Source organism: Streptococcus sp. 27098_8_103 (genome assembly GCF_041432345.1).
GTDB lineage: Bacteria > Bacillota > Bacilli > Lactobacillales > Streptococcaceae > Streptococcus > Streptococcus mitis_BV.
In genome coordinates, this window is record NZ_JAPVZK010000006.1 from 38457 (window position 1) to 62619 (window position 24163).

Consider the following 24163-nt stretch of genomic DNA (forward strand, 5'->3'; position numbering starts at 1 on the left):
AAAATCGCCAAATGATATATACTCTTTAATTTTAGTAATCACAATCTGTGTCGTCCTTTCAATGTTTTAATCGTATCAATGGCACTGTTAAAGCTATTAACTGTGCCACCGACCAAGGCACCAGTATCCAATACCATGTTTTGACCTTGTGCGATTTGTTTCTTGACGTCCACAAGAGCGTCAATTACATCGTTAAGCAAGCTTGCTGAGTGTGCAGCGTAAGCTTCTTGACGGGCTGAGATAGTAGCGTCTGGCGTTTTATCTCGTAAGACTTCCATCTTAAGCTGACTAGCCATATTTGAGGTAGCACCAGTTAGCATGGCATTAGCTCGAACGTTGAAACCATTGACCTGTTCTCGAATGTAGTCCAGACTATTAGCAACCTCTGGGGCTGATTCGTCGATACCTCTAGCGATACCAAGACCAATCCACCAACCGACTTCATCACGGAAGAGGTGGGATGGTGAGTTGATTTTGGCTTTAGCTCGTGCCGCTCGTTCTGCTTGTGCCACGAGGGCGTTCGCAGCGGCTGTAACATCCCCAAGAGCTGAATTCATACCTGCAGCAAGCCCTTGCCCAATGTAAGCCCCAGCTGAGAAGAAGGCACCATAACCGCTACGGGCTGCGGCTGCCGCTTGGTTAACTGTCGCTTGAGTAACTGACACTAATCGCTGACCGCTTGATTGCATGGCTGATACCATCTGAGACCCATTATTTCTCACGCTTTGAACAATTGATATCATACCATTGTTAACAATAGCAAGGATCTGAGCCATGGTTGATTGCATGCTGGTAATCATAGTGGTTCCTGCGGTTTGAATTGCAGTCACCATTTGGGCGCCTGCTGTTGCTATACCCGTTGTCGCTCCTGACATAGCTGATTGAATGCCTGTTCCTAACGCTACGATACTTACTTGTGCTGTTGTTGCGTTCGCTCCTAGACTAGCTAACGCACTATTCGCACTTCCAGCTTGAGCATTGAATGATGCCAAACCTGCGCCTGCCATCATTGTGGCTGGAGCTATCGTCATAAGCATAGAATTAAATTGTACGACTATTGAACCCAAACCTGTAAGACCGGTTAATGAACTTTGAACATTAGATCCGAAATCGGTCATTGACGATGCTGTAGCTGTCAAAACAGCTGGTAAACCAGTTAATGAAGAAGTGAACGAAGTTAGTAACGCTGGTAAAGCCATTAATGTTGATTGCAAAATTACAGTAGATTGGCCAAGCATCATCATTCCACTACTTAACATTGTCATACCTTGACCAGCAATGGCTAAGCCTGCTCCTTGCGATGCAATTGCTCCTAAACCTGCAGCAGTTGCAGCAAGTGATGCGCTTAAATCAGCTAAACCTGTATTAGTGATCATCACGACACCTTCAGCTAAAGATTTGAAACCAAGGCCAGCATTTAGAGCGGCATCTCCGATTGATTGAATAACTGAAGCTATTGCTTGTAATATACTTGATAAGCCACTACTTAAAGTTTCAATGATTTTACTAATAGCTTCAGCAAATGTTGTGATAGAAGGAGCGCATAGCCCCAAAGCTAATCCAAAAGCTGCGACACCAGCAGCTGCAACAAGCATTCCTGCACCGAAAACGGTTGCACCAGCTCCTGCTGTTAACAAACCAGCTCCTAAGACCAAGGCACCCGCACCAGCTACCAAGGCTCCGGCTCCCATGACTAGCAATCCGGCACCTAAAGCAGCAATGCCAATAGCTGCACTAGCCCCATAAGTAGCAATTGTTGGTAAATGACCTGCGAGCATTGATAATCCAGCAGAAGCTGCATAAACACCAACACCAACGAGAGCAAGAGCTACACCAAAAGCTGCTACACCGACGGACGCGACTAGTAATCCTGCACCAAAAACTAAAACACCAGCCCCTGCCACCAAAGCACCTGCTCCTAGCACAAGCAGTCCGGCTCCTGCTACTAGGGCTCCAGCTCCTAAGACAAGCATTGAAGCACCTAGAGCTGCAAGAGCGATTGAGGCTGATAATCCATAAGTAGAGATGACAGGTAATTGAACTGCTAATATAGCTAAACCAACCGAAGCGGCATATACTCCAACACCGATCAATGCAACTGCTGCACCAAACGCTAAAATACCAACTGCTCCTGCAGTTAAAGCAGGGCCTAAAAAGGCGAATACTGCTGCAAGCGCAGCGATTCCAACACCCAAACCTACCATGGTTATGATTGCTCCTGCACCAGCACTTGATAATTGGATGGCAGCTTGAACCAAAAGATAGATTCCTGATGCCGCTAACAATACACCAGCTCCAATCATCAATATACCTGCTCCTAATTTTAAGACAGAGCTTGCAGCTGCTCCTGCACTAGTTCCAACTGCCGTATTTCCAGCACTCATAGCTGTACTAGCAGCCGCATTTGACGCTTGTGCAACTGTAAGACTAAGAGTGTTGGTAATCAATGAAACAAGGTTTTTGCCGAAATCAAATGCTGACTTCAACCCTTTGGCAACAGCTAATCCTGTTTTAATGCCTTTTAAAGCAACCGCAAAACTTGTTACACCAACAATCAAAGTCTGCCAAACCTCAGGGCTAATAGATTGAGCTAACTTTGAGAACCAACTTACTAGTAGTGAAATGAAATTCACTACTTGTCCAGCGATTGAACCAATTGTGTTCCAGGGAATAGCTTCTCCTAAATTCTTAGCAACTTCAACAGCTGCCCCAGATAATTCCTTGAATGCACTGTATGCACTATTGATGGCACCTGTGTTAGCAAAAGATTCTACGACAAATTGAAATCCTCTAGCCAATTCTTGTATTACAGCATTTACGAATGTAATTACATTGCTAATCCCTTGGAGTAAATCTTTAAATCCATTCCCTTCGCTAGTAAAGGATTCAAAAAGCGACTGGATTGTCACGACTACATCCCGGAAAGTGTCCTTAACAACATCAAAAACTCCCTCGTCAACTCCAAGTGAAGAAAACAAAGATTTGAACCCTTGCTCAATTTTAGGACCAGCTTCTGCCAGGGCCACCTCAACAGCTTGAGGGAGCTGACGCATGATATTTCCCACCATTGGCACGAAGTTCCCAAGAAGAAAAGTTGAGGTAGTAGAAATGAGAGACTTAAGAGATGGACCAATATCCTCTCCAAGTGTAAGATTGGCTAAAAAGTTTGAAGCTGAAGCCTTCATCGCTTCAAACGAACCGCTGAAAGTAGTTTTGGCTTCTTCTGCTGCAACTCCAGCAATACCAAGTTCTTGTTGAACAAGATCAATAGCTTCAACGATGTCCGCAAAGTTGTTAATATCAAACTTCTTACCCATCGCTTTCTCAAGCTTGCTGGCATCAGCCAGAAGCCGTTTCATTTCTTGTTGAGTACCACCATAACCTAGCTTAAGGTTGTCCAGCATTGTGTAATTCCCCTTGGCAAAACCTTGGAAAGCCATTTGGATAGAACCAATATCTGTACCCATCTTAGCTGAGTTATCAGCCATAGAGAGAATCGCTTTATTAGCTGCTTCTGCAGCCTTCACAGCATCACCACCAAGCGCTTGCTTCAAGCTGGCTCCGAAAGAAACAGCTTGCTCTGCGTATGTATTAGCAGAGATTCCTGCTGCGGCTGCAGCTGTAGCATATTGCTTCATGGTGTCCTCAGCGCCCTTATAAAGTGTATCAATACCACCGAACGACTGTTGTAGCTTAGCCCCTTCGTCCAAAGCGGTTGAGAAGACACCTTTCATAGCACTTCCCAAAGACTGAATCCCGGAAATAAGCGCACCGCTTACGATATTGGCTCCAAGGACAGATTTGAAGACTGAACCTAATTGCGTTCCGCTTTCGGCCAATCCTCCGACCATTCCTTTTAGACGTGCGACTCCTGATTGAGCTTTGTTGCCATCCATATCTACCTGAATGACGACCTTACCATCTGCCATCTTATTACCTCCTTTCTATTCCATATCGTAATCATCATCTTCATCATCATATTCTTCAGAATCAGGCAAAGCATACTCTTTTTTTAGCTTCATCATTTCATCGATGTAAGCTTGAGAATCGCCTTTTCGTGGCTTGTACTTCCTGATTTTGATGACTTCAACGAATTTAGTACCTTCTGGCAATCCTGATAACAGGGCATTAAACTTTTTCCAGTGCAATTTTCCTCTTTCTTCAAGCAAATCAATGCCGTATGCTTGCATAAAACTCGAATAAATGAAATCACCATCTAAAGAAATATCATAGACAGGCGGTTCATTGCTTTGGGTAGAAGGTTCTTTTTGCATCACGTTGCCGGCCAAGTCGTACTCAACCGATACATCTTTCAGTGATTTTAACTGGATGTGTTCCTCGAAAACCTGTTGAAAAATATCCATAGCATCTTCAATCGAGAATAACCCAAATCCTTCCCCTGTAAGCATTTTTAAAGCAAAGAAAGGCTTAACCTGTTCTGGTATCTCTTCATCACACCACATTTCAAAGAGTCTAATGATGTTATCAAAGGACATGTTGAGAGAGTAGACCTTATCACCAATAACCAACTCATCTGTTAATTTTCGTGATAGATCTAGCATGATTAACCCTCTAAATATTTCTTGATTGCTTTTTCAGAATTTCGATTCTCAAATTCGCTAACGATTCCACGGATTGCTTGGATTAGATAATAGATTGTATCCGTTGTTGTTTCTCCTGAAAATTTATAAACTTTCTCAAAAGCTTCTTCATCGAACAACTCTGTCCAACTCTCTTTAGACACTTTGTAAGCCTCTTCAAAAGCTGACTCATCATCCGCTTCTTCTAGTTTTTTAGCTCGTTTTTCGAGGTTCTGCCCAATTGTTTTCATGCGTTTAATATTTGCATCATTCGCTACATATTCAAGCTGAAACTCCCCAAAATCAACAGGGATGATGTTGCTTAGTTTTTTAATTACGACCATTTTTATCTCCTTTCAAAAAAAGAAGACAAGGCGGAAACCGCCCTGTCTCTATTCAGGTAATACGTTTGATTTCTTAGGCTTACGAGTCCATACAATCTTGAACTTGATTTTTTCAAGTTCAGAAGCTTCACCGTCACCGATTTCAATCTCAGAAAGACGAGCTAATCCCTCTTTTTGAGTTTTACCATCAGATGAAACTTCTTTGTACCAAACTATGAGATCATCACCGACCTCGTCTTCTTTATCAGCTACAAAGTTCTGAGCCTTATCTGAGTAATCACGATGCCCTTCAAATGTGCGACCTCGAGTTTTTGAAACGATGATATTTTCTTTAGTTCCATCACCGTCAAAGTATGCTGCATCGTCGTCTTCTTCGTTGTTTTCAGGGGATGACGATTTAATCCCTTTAGCAATCCACATATACGCTTCTTTTTCTGGTGCAGTCTCAGGATTTTCAGCGCTATAAGGACCAATGAAATGTTTTCGTAGTGCGTTTTTGTTCTTTGCCATTTATTCTTTCCTTTCGATTTCAAGATTTGCTGTTACATCCAGCAAATAAGTGTAAAAGCCTTGTTCGTCCAACTCGTTTAAATACGGTTTCTTGACTTCAAGGCCTAAATAGTTATATGAATTGTTCTTACTTGGTAATTCCAAGCCGATTTTTGATAAGGCAGTGTTAATCTGCCATAGAGTGTTATCAATTAGTTTCTGGTCTTTTGACTTGATTGCAATCTCAAAAGGTAGGTCCACAATTTGCGTCCCTGCCATGTCCTCTTCTACCACATTTCCACCAGGAAGCGGATAAATTACCAATCCCTCATGCTCGTCTAAATAGCCGTGTTTTGAGGGGATTTGGGTTTGAACACTTTTGATATGCTCCAGCAAGACCTCTGAAAAGTCATTTTCGTGCATTATTTAACTCCCATTGCTTTGGCGCCGACCTCTGCCCAATTCTTAGCATATAGAGCTGAGGCCTTCTTATCCCATCTCGGACCAGTTCCAGGTGTTGGTTTTTGACTCAGTAGCTCCTTCTTATTCGCAAAGAAGAACTTTCTTTGTTTCTCAGAAAAGAAACCTTTTCGTTTCTTGCCATAATAGAGCAATCTTGCGTGTGGTGCTGCATAGATAATCGAATCTTGTCGAACGTGTCCACTAGCTCTCAGTATTCCTTTTCTTTTTGGAACAAATCTATCCATATCCAATAGCATTTGGTTAGCTATAGCTAGTTTTCCTTTTGCGAAATTCTCTGGAGATACTTTCTTTTCAACACCTTTCAAATCAATCTTTACACTAGCACCGCCCATCAAATTACCTCGATTTCATAAGCTAACAGCTTCTTAGTGAATGGATGGTATTGTGGAATAATATCTTTGACAACATAACTGGTATCATCTTCCTCAACGATGCCACCAACAAAGCTCTTATCAAGCTTGATAGGGCAGTATTTAGGATAGACAATTACAGTCGATGAGTTCCTTTCGCTACGATGATTGCCCGTTCCGGAATGAGAAAAGGTTCTGTCAAACTTGCAAGGCGATAAATAAAGAGGGTCAGAGTATGTCTCTTTCCCCCAGTCATCTTTCCCTTCGACCTTCTTAATCGTCAAAGAGTCAGGTAGCATTCGTTTATCTATCATAATCCACCCTCGCAAAGCCAAATCCTGCCATTCTCAGCCAGTTTTCAGCATCTCTCGATAAATTATACCTCTCTGCCAAAGAAAGTGAACCCGAGCCATTCTGAGAGCCTGTGCGATAGCTTACTGATGTCCGTCCTACTGACATACTAGCAATAGATTGTCTATCTTCTGCCGTCATGATGCCCGAACTGTCCAAATAAGCAATCTGAAAGGCTGTGGCACGTTTGACAGCCTTCTTTCTTGCCTCAATATCAGTATCAAAGCTATTCATAGAGTAAAAATCTCTAGTGTAAGCATCGATAGTCAGTTCTGCTCGTTGTAGCAATTGGTCAAAATCATCAACCGAATCAAAACCTAAACCTCTGAACTCTTCTCGTGTTAAGTAGGTCATGACAACACCACCTTACATCAAGAAGTTAGTTGATTCAGGAACTTCTGGAACTGGTTCTGTTAGTTCTACAGGTGCTACATCTGGCTCGATACACTCAAGCCATTCTTCACCGAAGTGGGCAGTTGTTTGTCTGTTGATTTCATCCGCTTCAGCAGATGTCATTTCATAAACAACCCCTTCATCGAATTGTTGCCCTGTTTTTTCAACATAAAAATTAGTTTTAGCTTCAAATTTGGCCATTTATTTTATTCCTCCACTTCGTATCCTTGATTTTCAAAGGCTGAAATCATGATTGGATCAGACAAGGTAAAAGTAACACCATCTTTTTTCAATGTTTTTGGATATTTTACTTCTGGTTCCCCTTCGGTTTCTTTAGATACAACCAAAGTCTCTTCAATATTAGAATCGTTCATTTTTATCCCCCTTCACTAAGCTGATTTGTGAACGTAGATAGCTTTCTTCTTGTTGTCAAGAACAAAAGCGTCGTAACGAATACGCCCCTCAACGAGCTTGCCGTTAATTCCTGGTGGGTTATCGTGGATCTTGTAGTCTTCCAACTTAACAGGAGATGGAGTAGCCACAGGATGAGCAATAATAAACTCTACATTTTGTGGCAATCGTGATGTAGGTGTCAAAACTACTGGCAAGCCGTCAATCATACCTACTTGACCCTTGATAGTGATCTCTTGGCCAAGGTCAGAATTTTTCACAAAAGTTGGATCAAGTTTGATGAGTTTGTAGAATTTAGGAGATACATGCAAGATGCGGCCAGCTGTTGGGACAAGAGCGTCAGTGAGCTTAACCTGACCATCAAGCACAAGTTCGTAAGCATTTGTTTTAGTTACCGAACCAGTAGCAATATGATCTGTATCTGCACCAGCTACGATTGTTGCAAAACGGTAAGTGTCTACTTCTGGGATAACAACTTCCGACAACTGACGTGCAAGGGCTTTTCCAGCCTCCATAACACCATTTGTGTCTTGCTCGGATTTCTTGTCAATCGTGAATGTGAAAGAGCGGTCTTTCTTCATTGTCATAGTTTGAACAGTATTCCCAAGCTCCTCAGCGTCACCGTAACGGTTTTGCCCAGTTGTTTTGTAGTCATTCATTCCTGATGTAGGGATAGAATAGACCTTGACGGTGTCAACACCAAGGAAATCAAAGTCTTGGTTAACAATACCAGTAGATAGGGCCTCTTTAGCAAAGCGCTCATCTACTTTTTCATCAAATTTAGCTGCATAATTTACTGCCATGTGTAATATTCCTCTTTTCTTTATTTTTGGTTTTATACGCTATCAAAGCCTGCAAATAGGGCTTTGTCCTCTGCGCTTAGATGATCGTATCCAGTTTCTGCTGGTGGATTTCCGTGCACAGAGATATTAGGGTTAGGCTGCTTGTCCTCGGCTTGGAATAGGTAAGGGCTTGACTCTTTGAGTGAGTTGATTGTGTCCTCTAATTTAGGTTTTCCATCTTCGCCCAGACTAATCTTGTCTAGGTCAATGAATTTCATCAAATCCTCTGAGTTGTGAGCTCCTACATCTTTCAAGGCAAGGGCTACAGCGTTAGTTTTAGTAATCTGAGCAAGGTTTGCCTCGCTATCCAGCTTATACTGGTCAAATTGAGCTTTTAGTTCTTCAAGCTGTTGTTTGCTTTCGGTACTAGCTCCCTCTTTAGCCTGTAAATCTTTGATAGCTTGGGTTTGTTGCTCAAGCTGTTGTTTTAATGTGTCGTTTTCAGCTTGCAGTTCCGACTTGGCTTGTGACTTGGCATTTTCAATACCTGCACCGTACGCTTGCATAATATTGTCAATGACAGCCTTGTCTTCGATACCTGCCTCAACTAACATTTCACGTTTAAGACTCATGTCTTAACTCCTCCTTTTTTACGTCACATGGACAAATTAAGACAGTTTTACGCCATGCTCCAGGGCAAAATAAAAAACCGTATGGATTTCCATTCGGTTTATAGTGGTTTACAGCAATTTATTGCATAAAAAAGCGCTTAGATCGTTCTAAGCACCAGCTTTAGGCTTTCTCATTAAAAAATATTTCTCTGTGAGCTGTCGCTTAGCTAGTTCTAACTCGAATGCTTCAGCTTCATCTAAAGAAAGTAAGTCAAGTGTAATACTAGTTTCCAGTAATTGCTCATCAGTAAACTCTGAAAAATCAATAGTTTTTTCATCCAAGCCTAAAGATTCAACAAAGTGTAGAGCCTCTGATAATTCCATAATATCACTCCTCTCTTAAATTCATTTCTAAAACAACGCCACCTTTATTTTCTTTCATACCAATTATATCATATTTTGCATTTCTTGGTATGATGATTTCAGACTCAGCGTCATTATCTGTAAAGTATATTTTACTATCCTTTGGAATGTTGATGATTGTTTTGACTTTTCTAGTTTTGAAAAAGTTATATTTTGGAATATAACTAGTTGATGTGTAAGCGGCATTACTGAAAACAGCCTCTCCAGAGTTCAGCATATCAGATATACTATCATATTTTTTCAACAAGTCAGCATTGCTAGTAATGATTGATTTCAAGTACCCACTGTCATCAAAACGGCTAACTTTTATATTTTTTAAAACTCTATTTTTTTCAATAACACCATCAAGAGTTGAAACTACTTTGCTCTGTTCTTTGCTAAGCGGTATGGCGCCATTGCTTCTGAGAGCTCTGTTGATGGCAAAACTACTATTTGTTGCTATATATCCCATACTGTCAAAATCGGGAGCATAGATAATGTCACGCTCAGTCTTTGTAATCTTCCCACCGACTTTCTTAAATCCAGGTATTTCATCCTCTTTAATGTAGTGATATTCGGACATCTTCTTCCTGAGTTTTATTTCTTTTTGTGCTTGAGAAAACGGATCATCATAGTATTTCTCTCTAGCGTAATCACGGTGTAGAAATGAGTGCTGTTCGAGATAGTTTCTCATGGCTCCCTGTTGGATTCTAACCTTGCTCTTATACTTGTCTACCAGCTCGCTGTCTCCTAGCTTTTCTGCAACATGGAGAAACTCCTTGGACTGTCTGATAGACCGTTCTAGAGCCCTCAGCTTAGCTTCTGCATTGGCATTTTCTTCTGCTTGCTCTGGACTAACCGAGTCGACGTCCTCGCCTAAATTAGGCTTGTAATTGACCCCTGGGATGAATGGTGTCAGCATGTGTCCGCAGTTAATGCCCAAACAACCTTCTGGACGACCGTAGCCGTAATCAGACAAAGCGAGAATATGCTCTCCATGATCTGTTCTAGCGTGACCGGTTGTGACAATATGATGTTGTAAAGGAGCGCATGACTTACGAGCTGATGCTTTCTTTGAAAAATAAAAAGTATCAATCCCTAACTCTTCAGCTGGTCTTGTTCGCATTTCTCGATAAGTTCGGTAAGTTGTCGTCTTGATAACCGTCCGTGCGTAGTTATCAATCTTCCAGTTACGTCCAGCTCTATCCTTGAAGCCTTGAAACCCTTTCTCTTGCCACTTCATGACCGTGTCAGAAATAGCCTTGTCAGCAGTTGAAAGACCTGTAACCACTCTAGCGACAGATTGTTCCACAATGCCTTTATATGCTCCAATTACAGACATTGGCAAAGTAGTATTGATTAAGTTGTGAATATCTCCGACTGCTTGATTTGCATAATCTGCAAGGATTTCTTGAATGTGATTGCTGTTTCCTGCAGATCCACGGTCTAAATCTTCTAAAAGTTGCTGTTTGGTGTCAGTATAGAGCTTCAAGCCTTCATTCTCGACAATGTAGCGTAGCTGTTCTTCAGCGACTCCAGAGTATTTAGAAATTAGCTTCAAATTTTCCTCGTTCAACATGTGCATCTGTTGCATTTTTTCGAGTTGCCAGATGTATGGTTGCTTATCGAGATAGACCGTGCCACGTTCTGTCACACGTTCGACCACATTGTCAAACAAGTCCAAGGCTAACTGATGATAAATATCTGCGACATTACTCGCTTGAAGCAGCAGTTGCTCGTCATTGAACTGTATCGGTGGTCTTTTCTTTGACATTTAATCACTCCCCGTAAATTGCTACATCATCAGAGCTACGCTCTCCACTTGCATCATCAATAGCATTGCCACTGATTTCAGCTTTGATTTGTTTAGCTTTTTCAGGAGTAACATTGAGCACCTTTTCAATAGCCATGACATCCGTAGCAAAACCTGCATTTACAACCTTAACCCAGTAGTCAAGCTCAGCATTTCGGTCTGTAAAGACTCCATCATCAAGGTTAATACTGATTTTCTCCATATCAGGGATATTCCCCTTGTAGAGTCCGTAGGCCTTTCCTAACTCTAACATTGAGATAATTAGCTCTTTCAGTGACTGCTCTACTAAACTGACAATGCTGTTTCTCATCTGGTATGTGTCTGAGTTCTCGCTGACAACCTCAGTAGCTGTCTTCAAGCTCTTACCGTCAAATGTAAAGGTTCCAGAAGATACTCCTATCTGCATTTCAAAAATCGCCAGGATTTTATTGATAGCCTTGATATAGTCATCAGATCGGATAGGTGTTGTAAGGTCAGTAATACCTACCCCCTTGTCCATATCTCCTGAGTCAATCTGTTCATAGACGTTACGTCCAGCCTCAAACTCACGCTTGACTGTGACATTCTCGCCCTCCTGATTGTACTCAACTTTGATCATTTGACTAGGGACGGCCACTCTGCGCTGACCCATCTTAATCTCCCACATAAACTCGTCATAGGTCGTATTAAGAAAGTCCATTGTAGTCTTGGCATTATCAAAAATAGACAAGCCAAGGGCTGAGTTAATATCTTTGTTGTTCATGCCTGGAGTTTTCAGATAAGTAAAGAGTGGGCGACTCAAGCCATTCAAGTCTACTACTTCTTCAAGATCCTCATAGAGGTCTGATAGAGGAACCCTAGCGCCTACCACGTTCTGATTATCAGACTTGTAGAGCTCGTTAGTGACTGTATATTTATCATCTTTGCCCCACTCATGCAACTCAATCAGCGTGTAAAACTTCTGCTTGTTACCCTCTGACTTGATTGTCTTAGTGATGATAGCGGCGCTAGAAACGTCCTGTGTGTTTGATTGCAAAGGCAAAAAGACAGGCGCCTGAATGAAAGAGACCCTTACCTTGTCTCTATCGACGTATGGCCTCATAGCCAATCCGCCAAGTGCCAAGCCACTCTCCAGGTAACGCTCAAAATTTTTGACAAACCTGTCATCTTGTAGCTGTTTCTGAATAAACTTATTGGCGTCTTTGTCGTCTAGCTTGATTTCAGCCTGCTCATTAAACACTAGGCTTGCAATCTTCTTGGCTGCTGTACGTCCAATAGGCAGATGGTTGAAAGCTCGTTTTTGAGGATTGCCGTTGCTGTCAGTGTACTCAATTTGTGGATAATGTCCTGCATAATACTTGAGATTTTCCCTTATTCGGTCATACTCTGTGGATGACACTGCTATTTTAGGGTGATCAATGATATTCGTTAAGTTCTGTGTTGTCATCACATACTTGCTCCTTGTGAAAAAATTCTTGATAGTCTGTACTATTCCCATTGTTAGCTCCTTTAGGCTTTTAGTCTTAGCTCTCTAGCATTGTCTAGGACAAAATACTTGAACTCGTCCACTGTGTGGTCGTCCTCCTTGATGACTTTTGGATCATCAGTATTGAGTGACTTGTCATCATAGCGGTACATCTTATGCTCCTCAACGAAAACCTTATTATTAGGGATGTCAAGGTAGTAGAAACGCCCCTCAGCTAGTAGACTGATAACCATATCAATCATAGTCTGATTTTTCTTTTTGGCTACTGGGTGCCAGCGCTCACCATAGTCTTTGAAATACTGGTTACGCAAAGCCCCCTCAGCACTATCAATGGTCATCTTGAGCTTTGGTACTCTGTAGGTCTTCATGACCTTGTCTATAAAGTCGTGGATCATCACAGAGAGCTCACTAGGTGCCTTTTTGATGGTCTTGCCAGCTGGGCTATAGTAGAACGTATCAAGCAAGATAACATTACCCTTGGCAGTGAGCCCATAAGCTCCACAGGCTGTTGCTGATTGCTGGTGTCCTGTATCCAGAGCAAATGATATACCTATCACTTTGTCGTTGTCTGGGAGGCTTTCTAGTGGTTTAAAATAGCTCATGTTATAAACATGATTACCTAAACCGATTACCTCACCCAAATACATCCAACGATAGTAGTCAGGGTCCGTCTCCTTATAGCGTTCTATCTTGTCTTTCATTTGCTTAGACAAAAAACCTAGCTTGTCATCAAGGTAGGTGCTGTGATGTATCATGTAAGTTGGGTCACTAGCTTTCTCTGCCACCCACTCATTTATCCAGTCATAGGGATTTCTTGGAGGGTTGTATGTGAAATAGACCTTGACCTCTTTGCCATTCGGTAGCTCTTGACGGATGAAAGTATCCTCAACTATATCAATGTCTTCACGGCCTGCAAACTCAGCCAATTCCTCGAACCAAACCGACATTACATAGCCCTTAGCTATCTTCTGGGATTTTAATTTCATTGGATCGTCTACGCCGTAGAAATAAAATGCTGTGCCTGTCTTCTTATGTGTGATCTGTAAGGGAGATTTCCCAAATTTGAACTGATTAGCAAGCCCCATCTCATAGATGGCCCATCTTATCTGCTCATACACTGACATTCTCAAGTACTTGCCTACTTTTCGCAAGACCACCACATTACCGTTGGGATCATTGATAAAGTCATTTACAAGGTCAATAGAGACCACCGATGACTTAGTAGAGGCACGGCCACCCTTGAGCACTATATGGCTCTTGAGTGTGTAGAGGACTTCATCAAATACTGGGTTAATCAGTTTCGCTAGGTTCAGTATTGCCATTATACTCACTCCTATCAAATGTAAATCCAGTAATCACTGTGTCATCCTCATCGTTAGAGCCTAGCTGAGCTTTGAGATTGTCAATCCTCAAGCGCTGCTCCTCAGTAACAAGAGGAGAGCGTGTAAGATCGTCATAGGTTTTAATCATACTCTTAAGCTCTGACTGAGCCCTTGCCATTGCAGCTAGAGCCTTGCCTTGCTTATCCCATGCTGTATGAATTTCATAGCTTGCTCCGCCTTTTGCCGTGCTAGCTATAAGTACACTTGTAGTATCCTCAACATCCTGAACGTAAAGAATGCGCTGAGCATGCAAAAGATTGGCATAGGTCAGCGTGATATTTTCCCAAAGGATGTCAATAGGCTGTTTTTCTGAAAGCTCTTGCGCTATCTCATATACCTCTTGAGGGAGATACTTAGCAAACAGTCCATGTTTGAGGGCGTTTTGCGAGCCTTTAGGCGCTCCATGACCAACTGCGTTCTTATTCCCTTTGGGTGCACCTCTTGGATTTTTGGGTGCACCCTTTTTTATACGAGTCCAATTATGCCTACGTTGCCATGATTTGACTGTGTTGATTGAGACATCATGCTTAGTAGCAATGTCTTTGTACTTCATTCCTGCCTCATAGTCGTTGCGTGCTAGTTCGCTTTTTTCCATGCCCTCCTCCCTGATTTGTTTATTTTGTAAATCAAAAAAAGCCACACGATGTGCGACCTTCCTGCAAGCAGACTACAGACTTGCGTGTTAACTAGTAATCAATTTGAAAGTTTTCCTTTTTTTATTTTTTGTAGCCATTTAAAACCTCTGAGGGAATCAAACCCTCTAGCTTATAACTTACCTAGGATATAAGTAGCTACGCAACCATGCGAGGTTTGGTCGCTGCTGCAACCATTTTTAAGTTAATGAGTGATATATGAATGCTAAGCCTACTGCCTACCCCATTCTGGGACACAAACACTCAAAAGGCGATGCCCGGAATCGAACCGAAGGAAACATAGGAGAGAAACCACTTACCTGTCACCGCCAAAACGAGGCCGAAACCTCGGAAAAATATAATAAAGTATAAAGGAGACGTCAATGAACGAAATAGAGGGAGGGACTCGAACCCTCTCTTTTCAATTCTTGACACTACCATTCTAACAGATTTTAGACTTCATGCGCATTCACTTTAGTTCACTTTGTCTATGATTGTCTCCTCTAGTTCAGACTCAGCCTGTTTGCGTAATCTGTAATAAGTTGCCTTACTAATTCTCAAATTGTCGCAAATATCCTCAATGTAAGTCTTAGTAATGTAAGTCATTCTAAGGACGGACCTACTTTTTGGATTTTTAAGCCTGTTGATCATTCGACCTAATTCAAGTTTTCTGTTAATAACCTCTTTAGTATCCTGCTCTATAGCCTCTTTCATCACTACCAGCTGAGTATAGACATCATCAACTTTTCTAGTTTGACCACCTTTGACTTTGACATCTGACCACTTAGGACTTGAGAGCAAACCTGCCTCAAGCTCATTGATTTCATCTATACGGCTTTGAATGTCCATATCAAGGTCTTGTAATTCTTTCAATAGCTCTTTAGCCTTGTTCACTCTCTATCTCCTTTGTGATATAATAATATTATTGAGATTATAGCTGAGGCAGAGAGTGTCTTGGCTTTTTTGTTTTAGAGGTTATTGAGTATTTTGAGAGTTCCCTCATAACTAAGATTTACTTTAGCTTTTTGCTCCTCGTATGCTCCAAACATTTTGGGGATTCTGAAATAAATGATTGTAGAATTATCATGATTTTTAGTGATTGTGTAGATGTGTTTGAGTAGTTCTTTTCTAAAAGAAACGTTAGGAAAAATGACTAAAGCAGGAGTTTTTACATCAGCACGCCTTTCTTGTTTTAGTTTTCCTAAATACGGATATTTTTTTGGTCTCATTTCTTATCCTCCAAAAGCTCTGGGTTCTCGTAGACGTTGCCGATGATTTCACATTTCATGTAAGCTAAATAAAGAGGTTTCCATTCTGCATTTCGTTTGTGTGGTTCATCTACAAATCTGTAAATAAAACTTGCATAAGATCCATGCCATCTTACAAGCGCTTTTCTGCCTTTGTAATCAAGGATATCCCCCTCAAAGATTTCCTTGCCGTTCTTGTCAACCAATCCTGTTGATTGCATGATACATTCATAATCATCATCAAAATGTAACCATTTTTTTCTTTCTTCAATCCAAATAATAGGACAAGTCCAGTTTCCATCACTTAGATCACAATTACCTACCATGACTTTGTAATTCATTTCGTTTCGCGTTTTATCCCACACTCTATATTTCGGTATCATACCAAATCCTCCTATTCCTTTTTAAAATAATTTTATTTGTTTTTCATAATCATTGAGTCTCTGTTTAGCAAGATTAAAGATGTCTCTATCTAACTCGCAACCTACATACTCAAAACCTAATTCTTGGCAAGCAATCAAGCTACTTGCTGAACCAACATGAGTATCAAGAATCTTGTCTCCGTCTTTTGCGTAAGTTTGAAGTAACCAAAGATAAAGATTTATCGGTTTTTGTGTCGGATGGATTCTAACCTCATTCAAGGTCTTATTTCCTTGTTGTATATGACCTTCAGATATTGACTTGCCTTGCATCATACCATTCCACATATAGCGAAACAGTCGTGTACTATCATGTAAGCTGCAGTATGCTATCTCACAATCTGAAAAACTTGAATGACCATTAACTTTGTCCCAAACGATACGGCCAGAACCAAAAGAATAGTCGAAGTAGTTCACTCCCCAAATGATTTGATTTTTTGAAACTCTAAATAACTCATCAAAATAATCTCTATTTGGAATTTGCCACTCTGATGTTTCGCCATACAGCCTGCTTACACCTATTGGGCTGACTTTTCGACCATAGTATTTTCTTTTTTCTGGCCCGGAAAAATATGGAGGATCTACAATAGCTAAATCAAAATAGTTGTCAGGATATCTTTTCATGACGTCCATACAATCTTCGTGAAGAAATAATTTCACAACATCACCTCATCCCCAACTTTCACTTTCTCATACACGTCCTTCGTAACCACGAATACACCGTAGTCACGTATCGTAAGCGTGTATAGCTTCCCGTGTCGTCCTTTCTCGACGACTTTGCCGAATATCTCAGCGCCTTGATTATCAGCTTTATAGACAATCATTGGCTTCTTTTCTTCTAAATCTCGAATCCTGTCCATCTGCCAGATGTTTAATCCAGCAGATAGCAGAATCCAGATAGCTATGAATCTTTTCAATCTGTGACCTCCTTACTCTTCTTCATCCATAATTTCATTAAACTGCTCTTCGTTAATAAGTCCACGGTCAATCATTGTTTGGACCGTCAATTCAATTTTTATCAATCTGTTCAATTCTTTGTTAGGCAACGTAGCCATAATAACTTCTTCCATCACTCCACCCCTTTTTTGAAAGCTATATTCAACCATAGATTGTATTTGTGCATTTTACGCTCAATTTTTTTAGGTATATTCCTTTCAAAAACAATAAGCGGACCATCTGTGTCTTCTGTATCTGAGTAATTTATGATTTTATCTTTTGAGTAACAATTTAAAAATTGTTTTCCAAAATGGTTGCGAAAAGATATTTTGAATATTTTCTTTTCTTTGTAACAACTTTTAATCATTATTCGTCTTCTTGATTTGTTTAATGACATAAGTCCACCTCCTCAATCTCAATCCCTGGGCAATCGAACACCCAGCCGAATCCAGCTTCTTCTAGTTGTTTGCGGGTGTGTTCTGAACGAAATTTTTTATCTAGTTTTATATCCGCTAACGTCCAAGCGTCAAAGCGTTTAATAAAGGTTAAGTAACTATATGCTGATTCAATCCATTTAAACCTTACATAGTACCTCTTCTCTTCCTCGACCTCGTAGCCGTCCAGCCATGCACGGGCGAAGAGATCTCTGTTGGATTTCTTTTGATACCATTCTGTGAATTCCTTAGTTCCGTTGCCCCAAGTATAATGAAGCGCATCTTCTAGTTCTGGGCTTTTTTCTCTTGCTCCTTCAATCACATCTGCCACACACTGCGGAACTTTGACTGGTTGCGGTTCGTCTAGTTGTTCCACTAGATTTAAGATTTCGTTTCTTTCGATGTAATCTCTTGAACCATATCCAGACAAATTTTCAAGTTTCTCAATCAATTCATTAAGTTTCATCTTCCAACTCCTCAACTAACCTTGTGGATTTCCAGATTTCCAAATTCTTGGCCATGGTTTACAAAATATGAACCAATCAGGATAGCGTCAGCTTCATCGTCTTTAACGTTAAGGTCGAATTTATCCGCAACCTTAGCAACAGCCTGTAGCTTCATTGACTTTTTACTTCGGTCCTTGTAGCTAAACTGCCAATACTTGCGCCAAGTTGACACGTTCACGAAGTACACATTGTCAGCAATCAACCGGCCAAGAATGATACCTGTCACAATTCCAATACTAATCATAGACTGCTGATTTGGCCCCATGACTGAGTTCTTCTCGACCACAATCGATTCAAAATGGCAGTCGTACTTCTGGAGCGCTCTCGATTGAATCGCTCGCAATTCACTAGCCATGAACCGCCCACGTTCAAAGAACGATTTGCTTTTATGCTTTAAGACACCACTCTGGACAAGGTCAGAGCCGTGAAATACGGCCCAGCCTGTCGCAGTAGTTGAAATGTCCAACGATAATGTCAGAGATTTCATTGTAGCTCTCCCTTGAATCCACAGAGATCAAATAGGTTTCGTTTATTACTCTCAATAAACTCAAAGAACTTCTGAAGTTCGGCCAAGTGGCGCTTTTCTCTCTTGATTCCAAGGCTCGTATGATACTCTGTCGGCATTTTCGGTGTCGCCTTAATATCTAACCAGTAGAGAGGCTCAAACACGTCGCCACTTGTATCGAGAGAAGCATCTGCGTCCGTATTTCTGAAATGCATCTGCATATCATATTCAATTTTATTGGTGATCGTGATGGTCTTGTCCACGATTTCAAGTGTGATATCTGTCCCTGGTATATCGATTTTGTTTAGCATTTATTTTTCTCCAAAAAAATGCGACTGCCTTTGTGAGAATTGGCTAAATACGGGCAGTCGCTCGTCCAAGGTCACACGACCCTTACTGACGTTTTCTAGTTCGCAGTTTTACAAGAATGCACGGCTTGTTGGTTTTTGAGTTGTTTCCAAAATGGAAATAGTTGGGTTTGGTTATTTTTTATCTTTTCTGGCGTTGCTTTCTCCGATAAAATATCCCAGCAATATCCAAACCAGTGCCATGCCAGCATCTTTAATAAAATCAATCATTCTTGTTCTCCTTTGCATTCATAACATACATTTTGGCCTACATCTTTTGCCTTGATTATTGATAAGCTACCACATTTCTCGCAGTTGATTATGAAACCTAAACCATTTGAATTGATACTGCTTATATTGTTCTCTGAGGGAACTTTGTAAATAATCAATGCGGATGTATGCCGATATTCAGCACTGACTCCACTGTCAGCGACAGCAGACACATTTGATTGAAATTTGATGTCAATCAACTTAATGCCTGGATTTTCGGCAAGCCAGCTATTTATTTGATCATCAATCGCCTCGTCAGATGGGTAGTCGGATGATAAAAATACTGTTTTAATCATATTCCCCTCCTGGATTGTGCCACCACTCTACCAGTTCGCTGTGATGGGCGTTTAGGTACTCATCAAAGTCCTCAAATTGACGGATAGCCCATTTTAAGCGTTGGGTGTCTTCTCCACGTCGTGAGCAGTACCCGCTCACTTTAAAAACTGGAGTAATCTCACTCACAATGCGAGGGCTCAGGTCGTCAATATTTATGATTTTGTGATTTTTAATTTCAAAATCTAAGATGAACTCATCCCCTAGGTTGTGGATAACCTGCAATCTCTTGCCGTCTGAGTAGATGGATACGCTGTCAGATACTTTTCTAATTTCCACAGTTTCATCTCCTAAAATGGCAACAATTCAATTATGATAAAATCTTCCGATGTTTTTTTAACATCACAAACATAGGCATTAAGTAAGGATTCCTCAGTTTTGTATGTTGTTTGGTTTTCAACACTTTCATTCCAACGAATAAATCGAGGTTTGAGACCAGGCCATCCAGACCTGCCAAATAACGCAATACATTCCTCTTTGTTTTGATGTATAGCGAATGTAATACCATGTGGGCAGCCTGTGTCATGAGTTTCTAGTATATCTTTTACTTGTTTACTCATACTTACCACCCACAATGCTCATTGAGTTCAGCCTGAGTCAATGGCTCAATACGTTGATAACCGCTGACTTGATAGTTCTTTTTAAAATCAAATCCGAGTTGACTTAGACCAGCCTTGAAACGGTCTTTTTCGGCTGTGTCTACAAAATACACTTCCAAAGTCATTTTTTGGCTATATCGTTTCAGGTCGTTTTCAGCCCCTCTGAGAGCGTTGGGCTCATTTTGAGGGATTTGCCCACCGTCCAAGATTTCGCCTGACTCTGGGTCAAATTTTGGGGTTTCCGTTGATTTTGGAGCCTGTTCTTGCTGTTTAGTCTGTTGAGTTGCTAAAAGTTCCTGATTAGATTGCTCTGCTCGTTCTAGAGCTTGTCTGAGTTCTTCCTTTTGCTTTTCAAATTCATAGTCAGCTTTGATTTGTTCAAAAACCTCAGCAAGCGTCAAGTCTTTCAGCTGTCGGATGTAAGGTGAGTCAGTCATGCCATACTCAGCACATAACCCTGAAATAGCTGACTTAGCCTTTTCAAATTCTTGCTGTTTCTGAAACTCAAATGTGACCATGTCATCAAGTGACTTCATAGTGGCTTTTTTAAGCGTCACGCCGTCTGCCATGAAATCGCCAGCCTTGACATAATCAAGGGCCTTTTCATCAAAGAGACGAGGATCTAGCATGTACTCAGCTGATTTGTTGGCTATGTAACTCTTAACCGTATCTATTTTTAGTTGTCTTTGATGTTCTTCAATTTCCTTGATACCTTTATCAAATTCACTAACTACGGTTGCAAATGGTTCAATAATTGACTTTGCATAACTATCCCATGTGTTAGCCGTCTCTGATAGCAAGTTTTTAGTGTCGATACGGATACGATTTTTAGACTCAATTAGCTTATTAAATTCAGCTCGCTTTGCCTTGTCATCTTTGAGAGTACTAGCTGTAGGAATATAGTCCTTGTACTTTTCAGTAGCCTCTATGAGGTCTTTTTCAAAAGACTCTCTAGTAAGCTCATCCGTTGTAATCATTTCATAGATTTTATTGATTTTCTTATCATCAATAACTTGTAATTCTTGCATGTTTCCCTCCTAGTATTCTAGTTCACCGTCTAGCAATTCGCCCTGGATTGCCTCCTCGGTTTGAGCAGGTTCGGGATCTGCATGATTTGCCTCTTGCTCTTTGTTGAATTGCTCAATCTCGGCCATCTTGCGTGCAATTACATCCTCACGGTTCTCTTGAGGTGTGACATCTTTGATTGTGTCAAATGTATCTCCGCCATCAATGTCTGTATACATGTTTCCGAGTTCATCAGGAAAGGCCTCTCTAAGAGTCTGTACTAGAGCTGTTTTTCTGATCATAGTGGCTGGCATTGATTTCCAAGTGCTCCGTGGATTGCCATTTCTGTCTGTTTTGACATACTCATTAAAGTCAACTGTGACCTTATATCTGTGTGAACGGTCTTTACGATAGACAACGGCCCAACCACCTATTAGAATGTCCTCAGGTAATTTAAGAGAGCCCTCAATCTCTATCATTTCGCCATTTCTCATGACAGTAATTCCAGCCTCAAAACCATCATATCCCTCACAACGTTCAGCACGTTTCATAAATGCCTCTTTAGAGACAATCAAGCTGAACTCTGTGCCGCTATTATTTTGATAGGCTACAATGTAGACCTCGTTAGCAAATGGGTTAAGATTGCGACCTTTACACAAGGCTAGAGCCTGACCTACTTGTTTTTCAGTCAGTAGGTTTTGTGGGTCAAAATACTTTTTGATGTCTGCCCCGGTCAATAAACTTGGGTCAGTCGTGATGTCACGTTTTGTCTGTGTTGCTAATTGATTATTAGTCATTTTCTTCTCCTTAAATTGTATAAAGCTCTTCGCCTGTTTCATCGTCACAAATTCCTAGACCACCTAACGCTCTATAATTTTGTGCAACTTGATTTCAATAGCTCATATTTTGATAGTATGTTGATTCTGATATTTGTTCGTAACTCATTTTCTTCTTCCTTTCGTCTTCTTCAGGTTCCAATTTTCACGTTTTATACGTCTATTTTCGTTTTGTAGTTTCAAGATTATATCTTGTTGTTCATTGATAATATGCCCCATCTCTCGGCCGAGATGCATATATTCAGCTCGCCAGTTGTCGATTTCTTTGTGTAGCTCCTGAATCATATTTCATCACCCACATATCGATACTGCCCACATCCAACATAGATGTACTGGCTTGGGTCAAGTTCTTCTCGTTCTTCAGGCGGTTGCATTATATCTCTGTCATAATCAAACATGCGCATACACCTTCCCAAGTTCAAGCACTCGTTTCACATATCTGGCCTTGGACGTTAGCCCAAGATCCAGCAATTCGTTTTTTTCTTCATGGTTGGCCAAAAGCCATACACGGTTTTCAAGTTCAATTCTAGTCATCTTCCTGCTCCACTTCTTTATCTTCGTTGGTTTCAACTGTGATTTCCAGTCTTGTCATAGCTTCGTCTACTGACTTGCCGTCTAGGATATCCTTGAGCATGTGACTCATATCATGAAACGATTTAGCTTTGGCTCTGCTTTTTTCGCTATCAGGAACCAAACCGAGATCTTGCATAAGCAGAAATGCTACGCTTGCATCGTGCATTGCTTTCTGAAGTTGTTTTATTTTCTTGATTGTACGAATTGCTTTAAACATATTGTTCTCCTTTTTCGATTTGTTCTTTTTCTTTGTAGATTGCCAATTGTTGTTTCAGGTCATAGATTTCTTGCTTGCTGGCAAAGTGGCTTTGCTGTTCTTTGATAAGATCATTCATAAGCTCTAACGCTACCTCTCGCCAGTCAAGGTTGATTGATTTAATAGCACCTTCGAGTCTGAGTTTTAACTTAGTAAGTAATTTCATTAAGCTACACCCTCCTCGTTAGATTGCTTGTTCATTCCTAGAATGATGTCATAGTACGAATGACCAGCAGGGATGACATATCCTGTCAAATCATCAACTTGAGAACCATCTGCCATGATGTTTATAATTCTTGGTTTCCATTGCTCTTTTTTTCTCTTCATGTTATAATTTCCTTGAATAATTTTGTTGAGCGCCTGATTGCCGTCAGGTGCTTTTTTTATTTTATGTCGTATATACACTTCCATTCGTCGCATAATACGTCAGCTCGTTCATCTTATTAGTGAACCGTTCGTCTGTCGTAATCAGCAACCTCTCTTTAAGCAAGGTTGATAGTCCGTAAAATTGGCTTTCAAACTGTTCAATAGCCTGCTTGCGTTCCTCAGTAGTCAGTTGCTGACAAGGAGCGTCTCGAAGCTGTGTCTTTGCTGAACTTAAAAGCATTCGTCTTCATATTTCCTTTCGTTATTCTGTCAACGAGACTTTGCTCGTAAAGTTCTTTGAGGTGCTTACCTTCAAAATTAGTTGTGATAATTGTATTCGTCCTGTTTTCAAGTATTTGATACAGGACTTTCTGCATCCAGTTATTGCCTTGTCTGATTTCGTTCCCAACACTTGACTCTTTGCCTAGGTCGTCCAAAATCAAGAAGTCAACGTTTTGCAGGAATTTCACGACTGAGCGTTGTTCCCACTTAGAGTCCTTGTATTGAAAAGCCTCTTGCATTCGAGAGAACAACTCCATGGATGGCATATAGACTACCGATTTGCGGACTTGGAGCATTTGAAAGCTCTCGTTTAAGGTCTTAGCTATTCCAACTGCCAGATGACTCTTGCCAACTCCAGGCGGTCCAGAGATAATCGTATTCCCTTCGTAGCGCTCTTTCACATAGTCAGCCGTGACTCGCTTAGCGAAATTGACTGCTTCAGCGTCCTGATTTGTATGGATTTCAAAATTTCCAACAGTCGCATTTTTTAAATCGTTTGGGATGATGCTCTCTTTCATAAAGAGAGAATATGATCTCGTATCTCTGATTTGAGCTTCAGCAATAGCTAACTGTTCGCTTGCGTTCTGGTTGATGGTTTCTTGAACACATTCAGGACAATAGTTCAGCGTGTTACGAGTGCAAGGGTTGACCGACCGCCACATATAGACCCCTTCGTGTTTTGGGCATTGTTGCTTCAACGTCTCAACCTGCAAGGCTCTTTCTTGCAATTCTTTGCTTGATACTACTTGCATGCGCACCCC

General features: G+C 41.0%; 38 protein-coding genes. All 38 read right to left on the reverse strand.

The features are described 5' to 3' along the window. Positions 1–38 precede the first annotated feature (38 nt). Positions 39–3929, reverse strand: a complete 3891-nt coding sequence (locus tag O3599_RS02850; RefSeq protein WP_371511888.1) for a hypothetical protein — start codon at positions 3927–3929, stop codon at positions 39–41. A gap of 15 nt (positions 3930–3944) precedes the next feature. Then, the gene (locus O3599_RS02855) at positions 3945–4562 is read right to left on the reverse strand and encodes a Gp15 family bacteriophage protein (protein ID WP_371511890.1); all 618 of its coding nucleotides are present in this window, start codon (positions 4560–4562) and stop codon (positions 3945–3947) included. A 2-nt stretch (positions 4563–4564) separates the two neighbouring features. Then, positions 4565–4924: a hypothetical protein gene (locus tag O3599_RS02860; RefSeq protein WP_371511892.1), complete on the reverse strand. Its 360-nt coding sequence runs from the start codon at positions 4922–4924 to the stop codon at positions 4565–4567. A gap of 48 nt (positions 4925–4972) precedes the next feature. Next, positions 4973–5434, reverse strand: a complete 462-nt coding sequence (locus O3599_RS02865) for a phage tail tube protein (protein WP_254753967.1) — start codon at positions 5432–5434, stop codon at positions 4973–4975. Next, positions 5435–5836, reverse strand: coding sequence for a minor capsid protein (locus O3599_RS02870; protein WP_254753968.1), 402 nt, complete (start codon positions 5834–5836; stop codon positions 5435–5437). It lies immediately after the preceding gene. Beyond that, on the reverse strand, positions 5836–6228 hold the full coding sequence (locus O3599_RS02875) for a minor capsid protein (RefSeq protein ID WP_371511895.1): 393 nt from the start codon (positions 6226–6228) through the stop codon (positions 5836–5838). The genes O3599_RS02870 and O3599_RS02875 overlap by 1 nt, the downstream gene beginning before the upstream one ends. Beyond that, on the reverse strand, positions 6228–6560 hold the full coding sequence (locus O3599_RS02880) for a putative minor capsid protein (RefSeq protein WP_371511896.1): 333 nt from the start codon (positions 6558–6560) through the stop codon (positions 6228–6230). Before O3599_RS02880 ends, O3599_RS02875 begins: the two co-directional genes overlap by 1 nt. Continuing rightward, entirely contained in the window at positions 6550–6951 is a 402-nt protein-coding gene (locus tag O3599_RS02885) for a hypothetical protein (protein WP_371511898.1), read from the reverse strand. Before O3599_RS02885 ends, O3599_RS02880 begins: the two co-directional genes overlap by 11 nt. 12 nt (positions 6952–6963) lie before the next feature. Further along, complete coding sequence (locus tag O3599_RS02890) at positions 6964–7191, reverse strand: hypothetical protein (RefSeq protein ID WP_371511899.1); 228 nt, start codon at positions 7189–7191, stop codon at positions 6964–6966. Positions 7192–7196: 5 nt separating this feature from the next. After that, positions 7197–7364 carry a hypothetical protein gene (locus O3599_RS02895; protein WP_371511901.1) on the reverse strand — a complete coding sequence of 56 codons (168 nt, stop codon included), beginning with the start codon at positions 7362–7364 and terminating at the stop codon, positions 7197–7199. Between the two features lie 15 nt (positions 7365–7379). Beyond that, complete coding sequence (locus tag O3599_RS02900; protein WP_371511902.1) at positions 7380–8204, reverse strand: N4-gp56 family major capsid protein; 825 nt, start codon at positions 8202–8204, stop codon at positions 7380–7382. 32 nt (positions 8205–8236) lie between these two features. After that, complete coding sequence (locus O3599_RS02905; RefSeq protein WP_371511904.1) at positions 8237–8815, reverse strand: phage scaffolding protein; 579 nt, start codon at positions 8813–8815, stop codon at positions 8237–8239. 147 nt (positions 8816–8962) lie between these two features. Beyond that, the gene (locus O3599_RS02910; RefSeq protein ID WP_371511906.1) at positions 8963–9178 is read right to left on the reverse strand and encodes a hypothetical protein; all 216 of its coding nucleotides are present in this window, start codon (positions 9176–9178) and stop codon (positions 8963–8965) included. Positions 9179–9182: 4 nt separating this feature from the next. Then, positions 9183–10970: a phage minor capsid protein gene (locus O3599_RS02915; protein ID WP_371511908.1), complete on the reverse strand. Its 1788-nt coding sequence runs from the start codon at positions 10968–10970 to the stop codon at positions 9183–9185. A gap of 4 nt (positions 10971–10974) precedes the next feature. Next, positions 10975–12486: a phage portal protein gene (locus O3599_RS02920; protein WP_371511910.1), complete on the reverse strand. Its 1512-nt coding sequence runs from the start codon at positions 12484–12486 to the stop codon at positions 10975–10977. Positions 12487–12497: 11 nt separating this feature from the next. After that, positions 12498–13796, reverse strand: a complete 1299-nt coding sequence (locus O3599_RS02925) for a PBSX family phage terminase large subunit (RefSeq protein WP_371511911.1) — start codon at positions 13794–13796, stop codon at positions 12498–12500. Beyond that, positions 13765–14451 carry a phage terminase small subunit gene (gene terS / locus O3599_RS02930; protein ID WP_371511913.1) on the reverse strand — a complete coding sequence of 229 codons (687 nt, stop codon included), beginning with the start codon at positions 14449–14451 and terminating at the stop codon, positions 13765–13767. The genes O3599_RS02925 and terS overlap by 32 nt, the downstream gene beginning before the upstream one ends. A 511-nt stretch (positions 14452–14962) precedes the next feature. Continuing rightward, positions 14963–15382, reverse strand: a complete 420-nt coding sequence (locus O3599_RS02935) for a DUF1492 domain-containing protein (RefSeq protein WP_371511915.1) — start codon at positions 15380–15382, stop codon at positions 14963–14965. Between the two features lie 74 nt (positions 15383–15456). Then, positions 15457–15717 (reverse strand): hypothetical protein, encoded by a 261-nt coding sequence (locus O3599_RS02940; protein ID WP_371511916.1) that lies wholly within the window; start codon positions 15715–15717, stop codon positions 15457–15459. Next, positions 15714–16118 (reverse strand): YopX family protein, encoded by a 405-nt coding sequence (locus tag O3599_RS02945; RefSeq protein ID WP_371511918.1) that lies wholly within the window; start codon positions 16116–16118, stop codon positions 15714–15716. The genes O3599_RS02940 and O3599_RS02945 overlap by 4 nt, the downstream gene beginning before the upstream one ends. A 21-nt stretch (positions 16119–16139) precedes the next feature. Continuing rightward, positions 16140–16814 carry a DNA methyltransferase gene (locus tag O3599_RS02950; RefSeq protein WP_371511919.1) on the reverse strand — a complete coding sequence of 225 codons (675 nt, stop codon included), beginning with the start codon at positions 16812–16814 and terminating at the stop codon, positions 16140–16142. Continuing rightward, complete coding sequence (locus tag O3599_RS02955; protein WP_371511921.1) at positions 16811–17071, reverse strand: DUF1372 family protein; 261 nt, start codon at positions 17069–17071, stop codon at positions 16811–16813. Before O3599_RS02955 ends, O3599_RS02950 begins: the two co-directional genes overlap by 4 nt. Positions 17072–17083: 12 nt before the next feature. After that, the gene (locus O3599_RS02960; RefSeq protein WP_308306182.1) at positions 17084–17224 is read right to left on the reverse strand and encodes a hypothetical protein; all 141 of its coding nucleotides are present in this window, start codon (positions 17222–17224) and stop codon (positions 17084–17086) included. Continuing rightward, positions 17224–17487, reverse strand: a complete 264-nt coding sequence (locus O3599_RS02965; RefSeq protein ID WP_371511923.1) for a hypothetical protein — start codon at positions 17485–17487, stop codon at positions 17224–17226. The genes O3599_RS02960 and O3599_RS02965 overlap by 1 nt, the downstream gene beginning before the upstream one ends. Then, positions 17478–17990: a DUF1642 domain-containing protein gene (locus O3599_RS02970; protein WP_371511925.1), complete on the reverse strand. Its 513-nt coding sequence runs from the start codon at positions 17988–17990 to the stop codon at positions 17478–17480. The genes O3599_RS02965 and O3599_RS02970 overlap by 10 nt, the downstream gene beginning before the upstream one ends. 11 nt (positions 17991–18001) lie before the next feature. After that, on the reverse strand, positions 18002–18517 hold the full coding sequence (locus O3599_RS02975) for a hypothetical protein (RefSeq protein ID WP_371511927.1): 516 nt from the start codon (positions 18515–18517) through the stop codon (positions 18002–18004). Continuing rightward, entirely contained in the window at positions 18514–18846 is a 333-nt protein-coding gene (locus tag O3599_RS02980) for a hypothetical protein (protein ID WP_153199852.1), read from the reverse strand. Before O3599_RS02980 ends, O3599_RS02975 begins: the two co-directional genes overlap by 4 nt. Before the next feature lie 263 nt (positions 18847–19109). Next, positions 19110–19448: a sporulation protein Cse60 gene (locus tag O3599_RS02985; protein WP_371511929.1), complete on the reverse strand. Its 339-nt coding sequence runs from the start codon at positions 19446–19448 to the stop codon at positions 19110–19112. Beyond that, positions 19441–19764 carry a hypothetical protein gene (locus O3599_RS02990; protein ID WP_371511931.1) on the reverse strand — a complete coding sequence of 108 codons (324 nt, stop codon included), beginning with the start codon at positions 19762–19764 and terminating at the stop codon, positions 19441–19443. Before O3599_RS02990 ends, O3599_RS02985 begins: the two co-directional genes overlap by 8 nt. Before the next feature lie 11 nt (positions 19765–19775). Beyond that, the gene (locus tag O3599_RS02995) at positions 19776–20045 is read right to left on the reverse strand and encodes a hypothetical protein (RefSeq protein ID WP_371511932.1); all 270 of its coding nucleotides are present in this window, start codon (positions 20043–20045) and stop codon (positions 19776–19778) included. A gap of 2 nt (positions 20046–20047) precedes the next feature. Next, positions 20048–21112, reverse strand: a complete 1065-nt coding sequence (locus O3599_RS03000; RefSeq protein ID WP_371511933.1) for a DUF1351 domain-containing protein — start codon at positions 21110–21112, stop codon at positions 20048–20050. Positions 21113–21121: 9 nt separating this feature from the next. Continuing rightward, complete coding sequence (bet, locus tag O3599_RS03005) at positions 21122–21886, reverse strand: phage recombination protein Bet (RefSeq protein ID WP_371511935.1); 765 nt, start codon at positions 21884–21886, stop codon at positions 21122–21124. A 144-nt stretch (positions 21887–22030) separates the two neighbouring features. Continuing rightward, positions 22031–22210 (reverse strand): hypothetical protein, encoded by a 180-nt coding sequence (locus O3599_RS03010; protein ID WP_371511937.1) that lies wholly within the window; start codon positions 22208–22210, stop codon positions 22031–22033. A 105-nt stretch (positions 22211–22315) separates the two neighbouring features. Next, positions 22316–22459, reverse strand: coding sequence for a hypothetical protein (locus O3599_RS03015; RefSeq protein WP_000196747.1), 144 nt, complete (start codon positions 22457–22459; stop codon positions 22316–22318). Further along, positions 22452–22715: a hypothetical protein gene (locus O3599_RS03020; RefSeq protein ID WP_371511939.1), complete on the reverse strand. Its 264-nt coding sequence runs from the start codon at positions 22713–22715 to the stop codon at positions 22452–22454. The genes O3599_RS03015 and O3599_RS03020 overlap by 8 nt, the downstream gene beginning before the upstream one ends. Further along, positions 22708–22920, reverse strand: a complete 213-nt coding sequence (locus O3599_RS03025) for a hypothetical protein (RefSeq protein ID WP_371511941.1) — start codon at positions 22918–22920, stop codon at positions 22708–22710. Before O3599_RS03025 ends, O3599_RS03020 begins: the two co-directional genes overlap by 8 nt. Further along, complete coding sequence (locus O3599_RS03030; RefSeq protein WP_254754004.1) at positions 22920–23081, reverse strand: BOW99_gp33 family protein; 162 nt, start codon at positions 23079–23081, stop codon at positions 22920–22922. Before O3599_RS03030 ends, O3599_RS03025 begins: the two co-directional genes overlap by 1 nt. A gap of 218 nt (positions 23082–23299) precedes the next feature. Continuing rightward, on the reverse strand, positions 23300–24154 hold the full coding sequence (locus O3599_RS03035; protein ID WP_254754005.1) for an ATP-binding protein: 855 nt from the start codon (positions 24152–24154) through the stop codon (positions 23300–23302). Positions 24155–24163 lie beyond the last annotated feature (9 nt).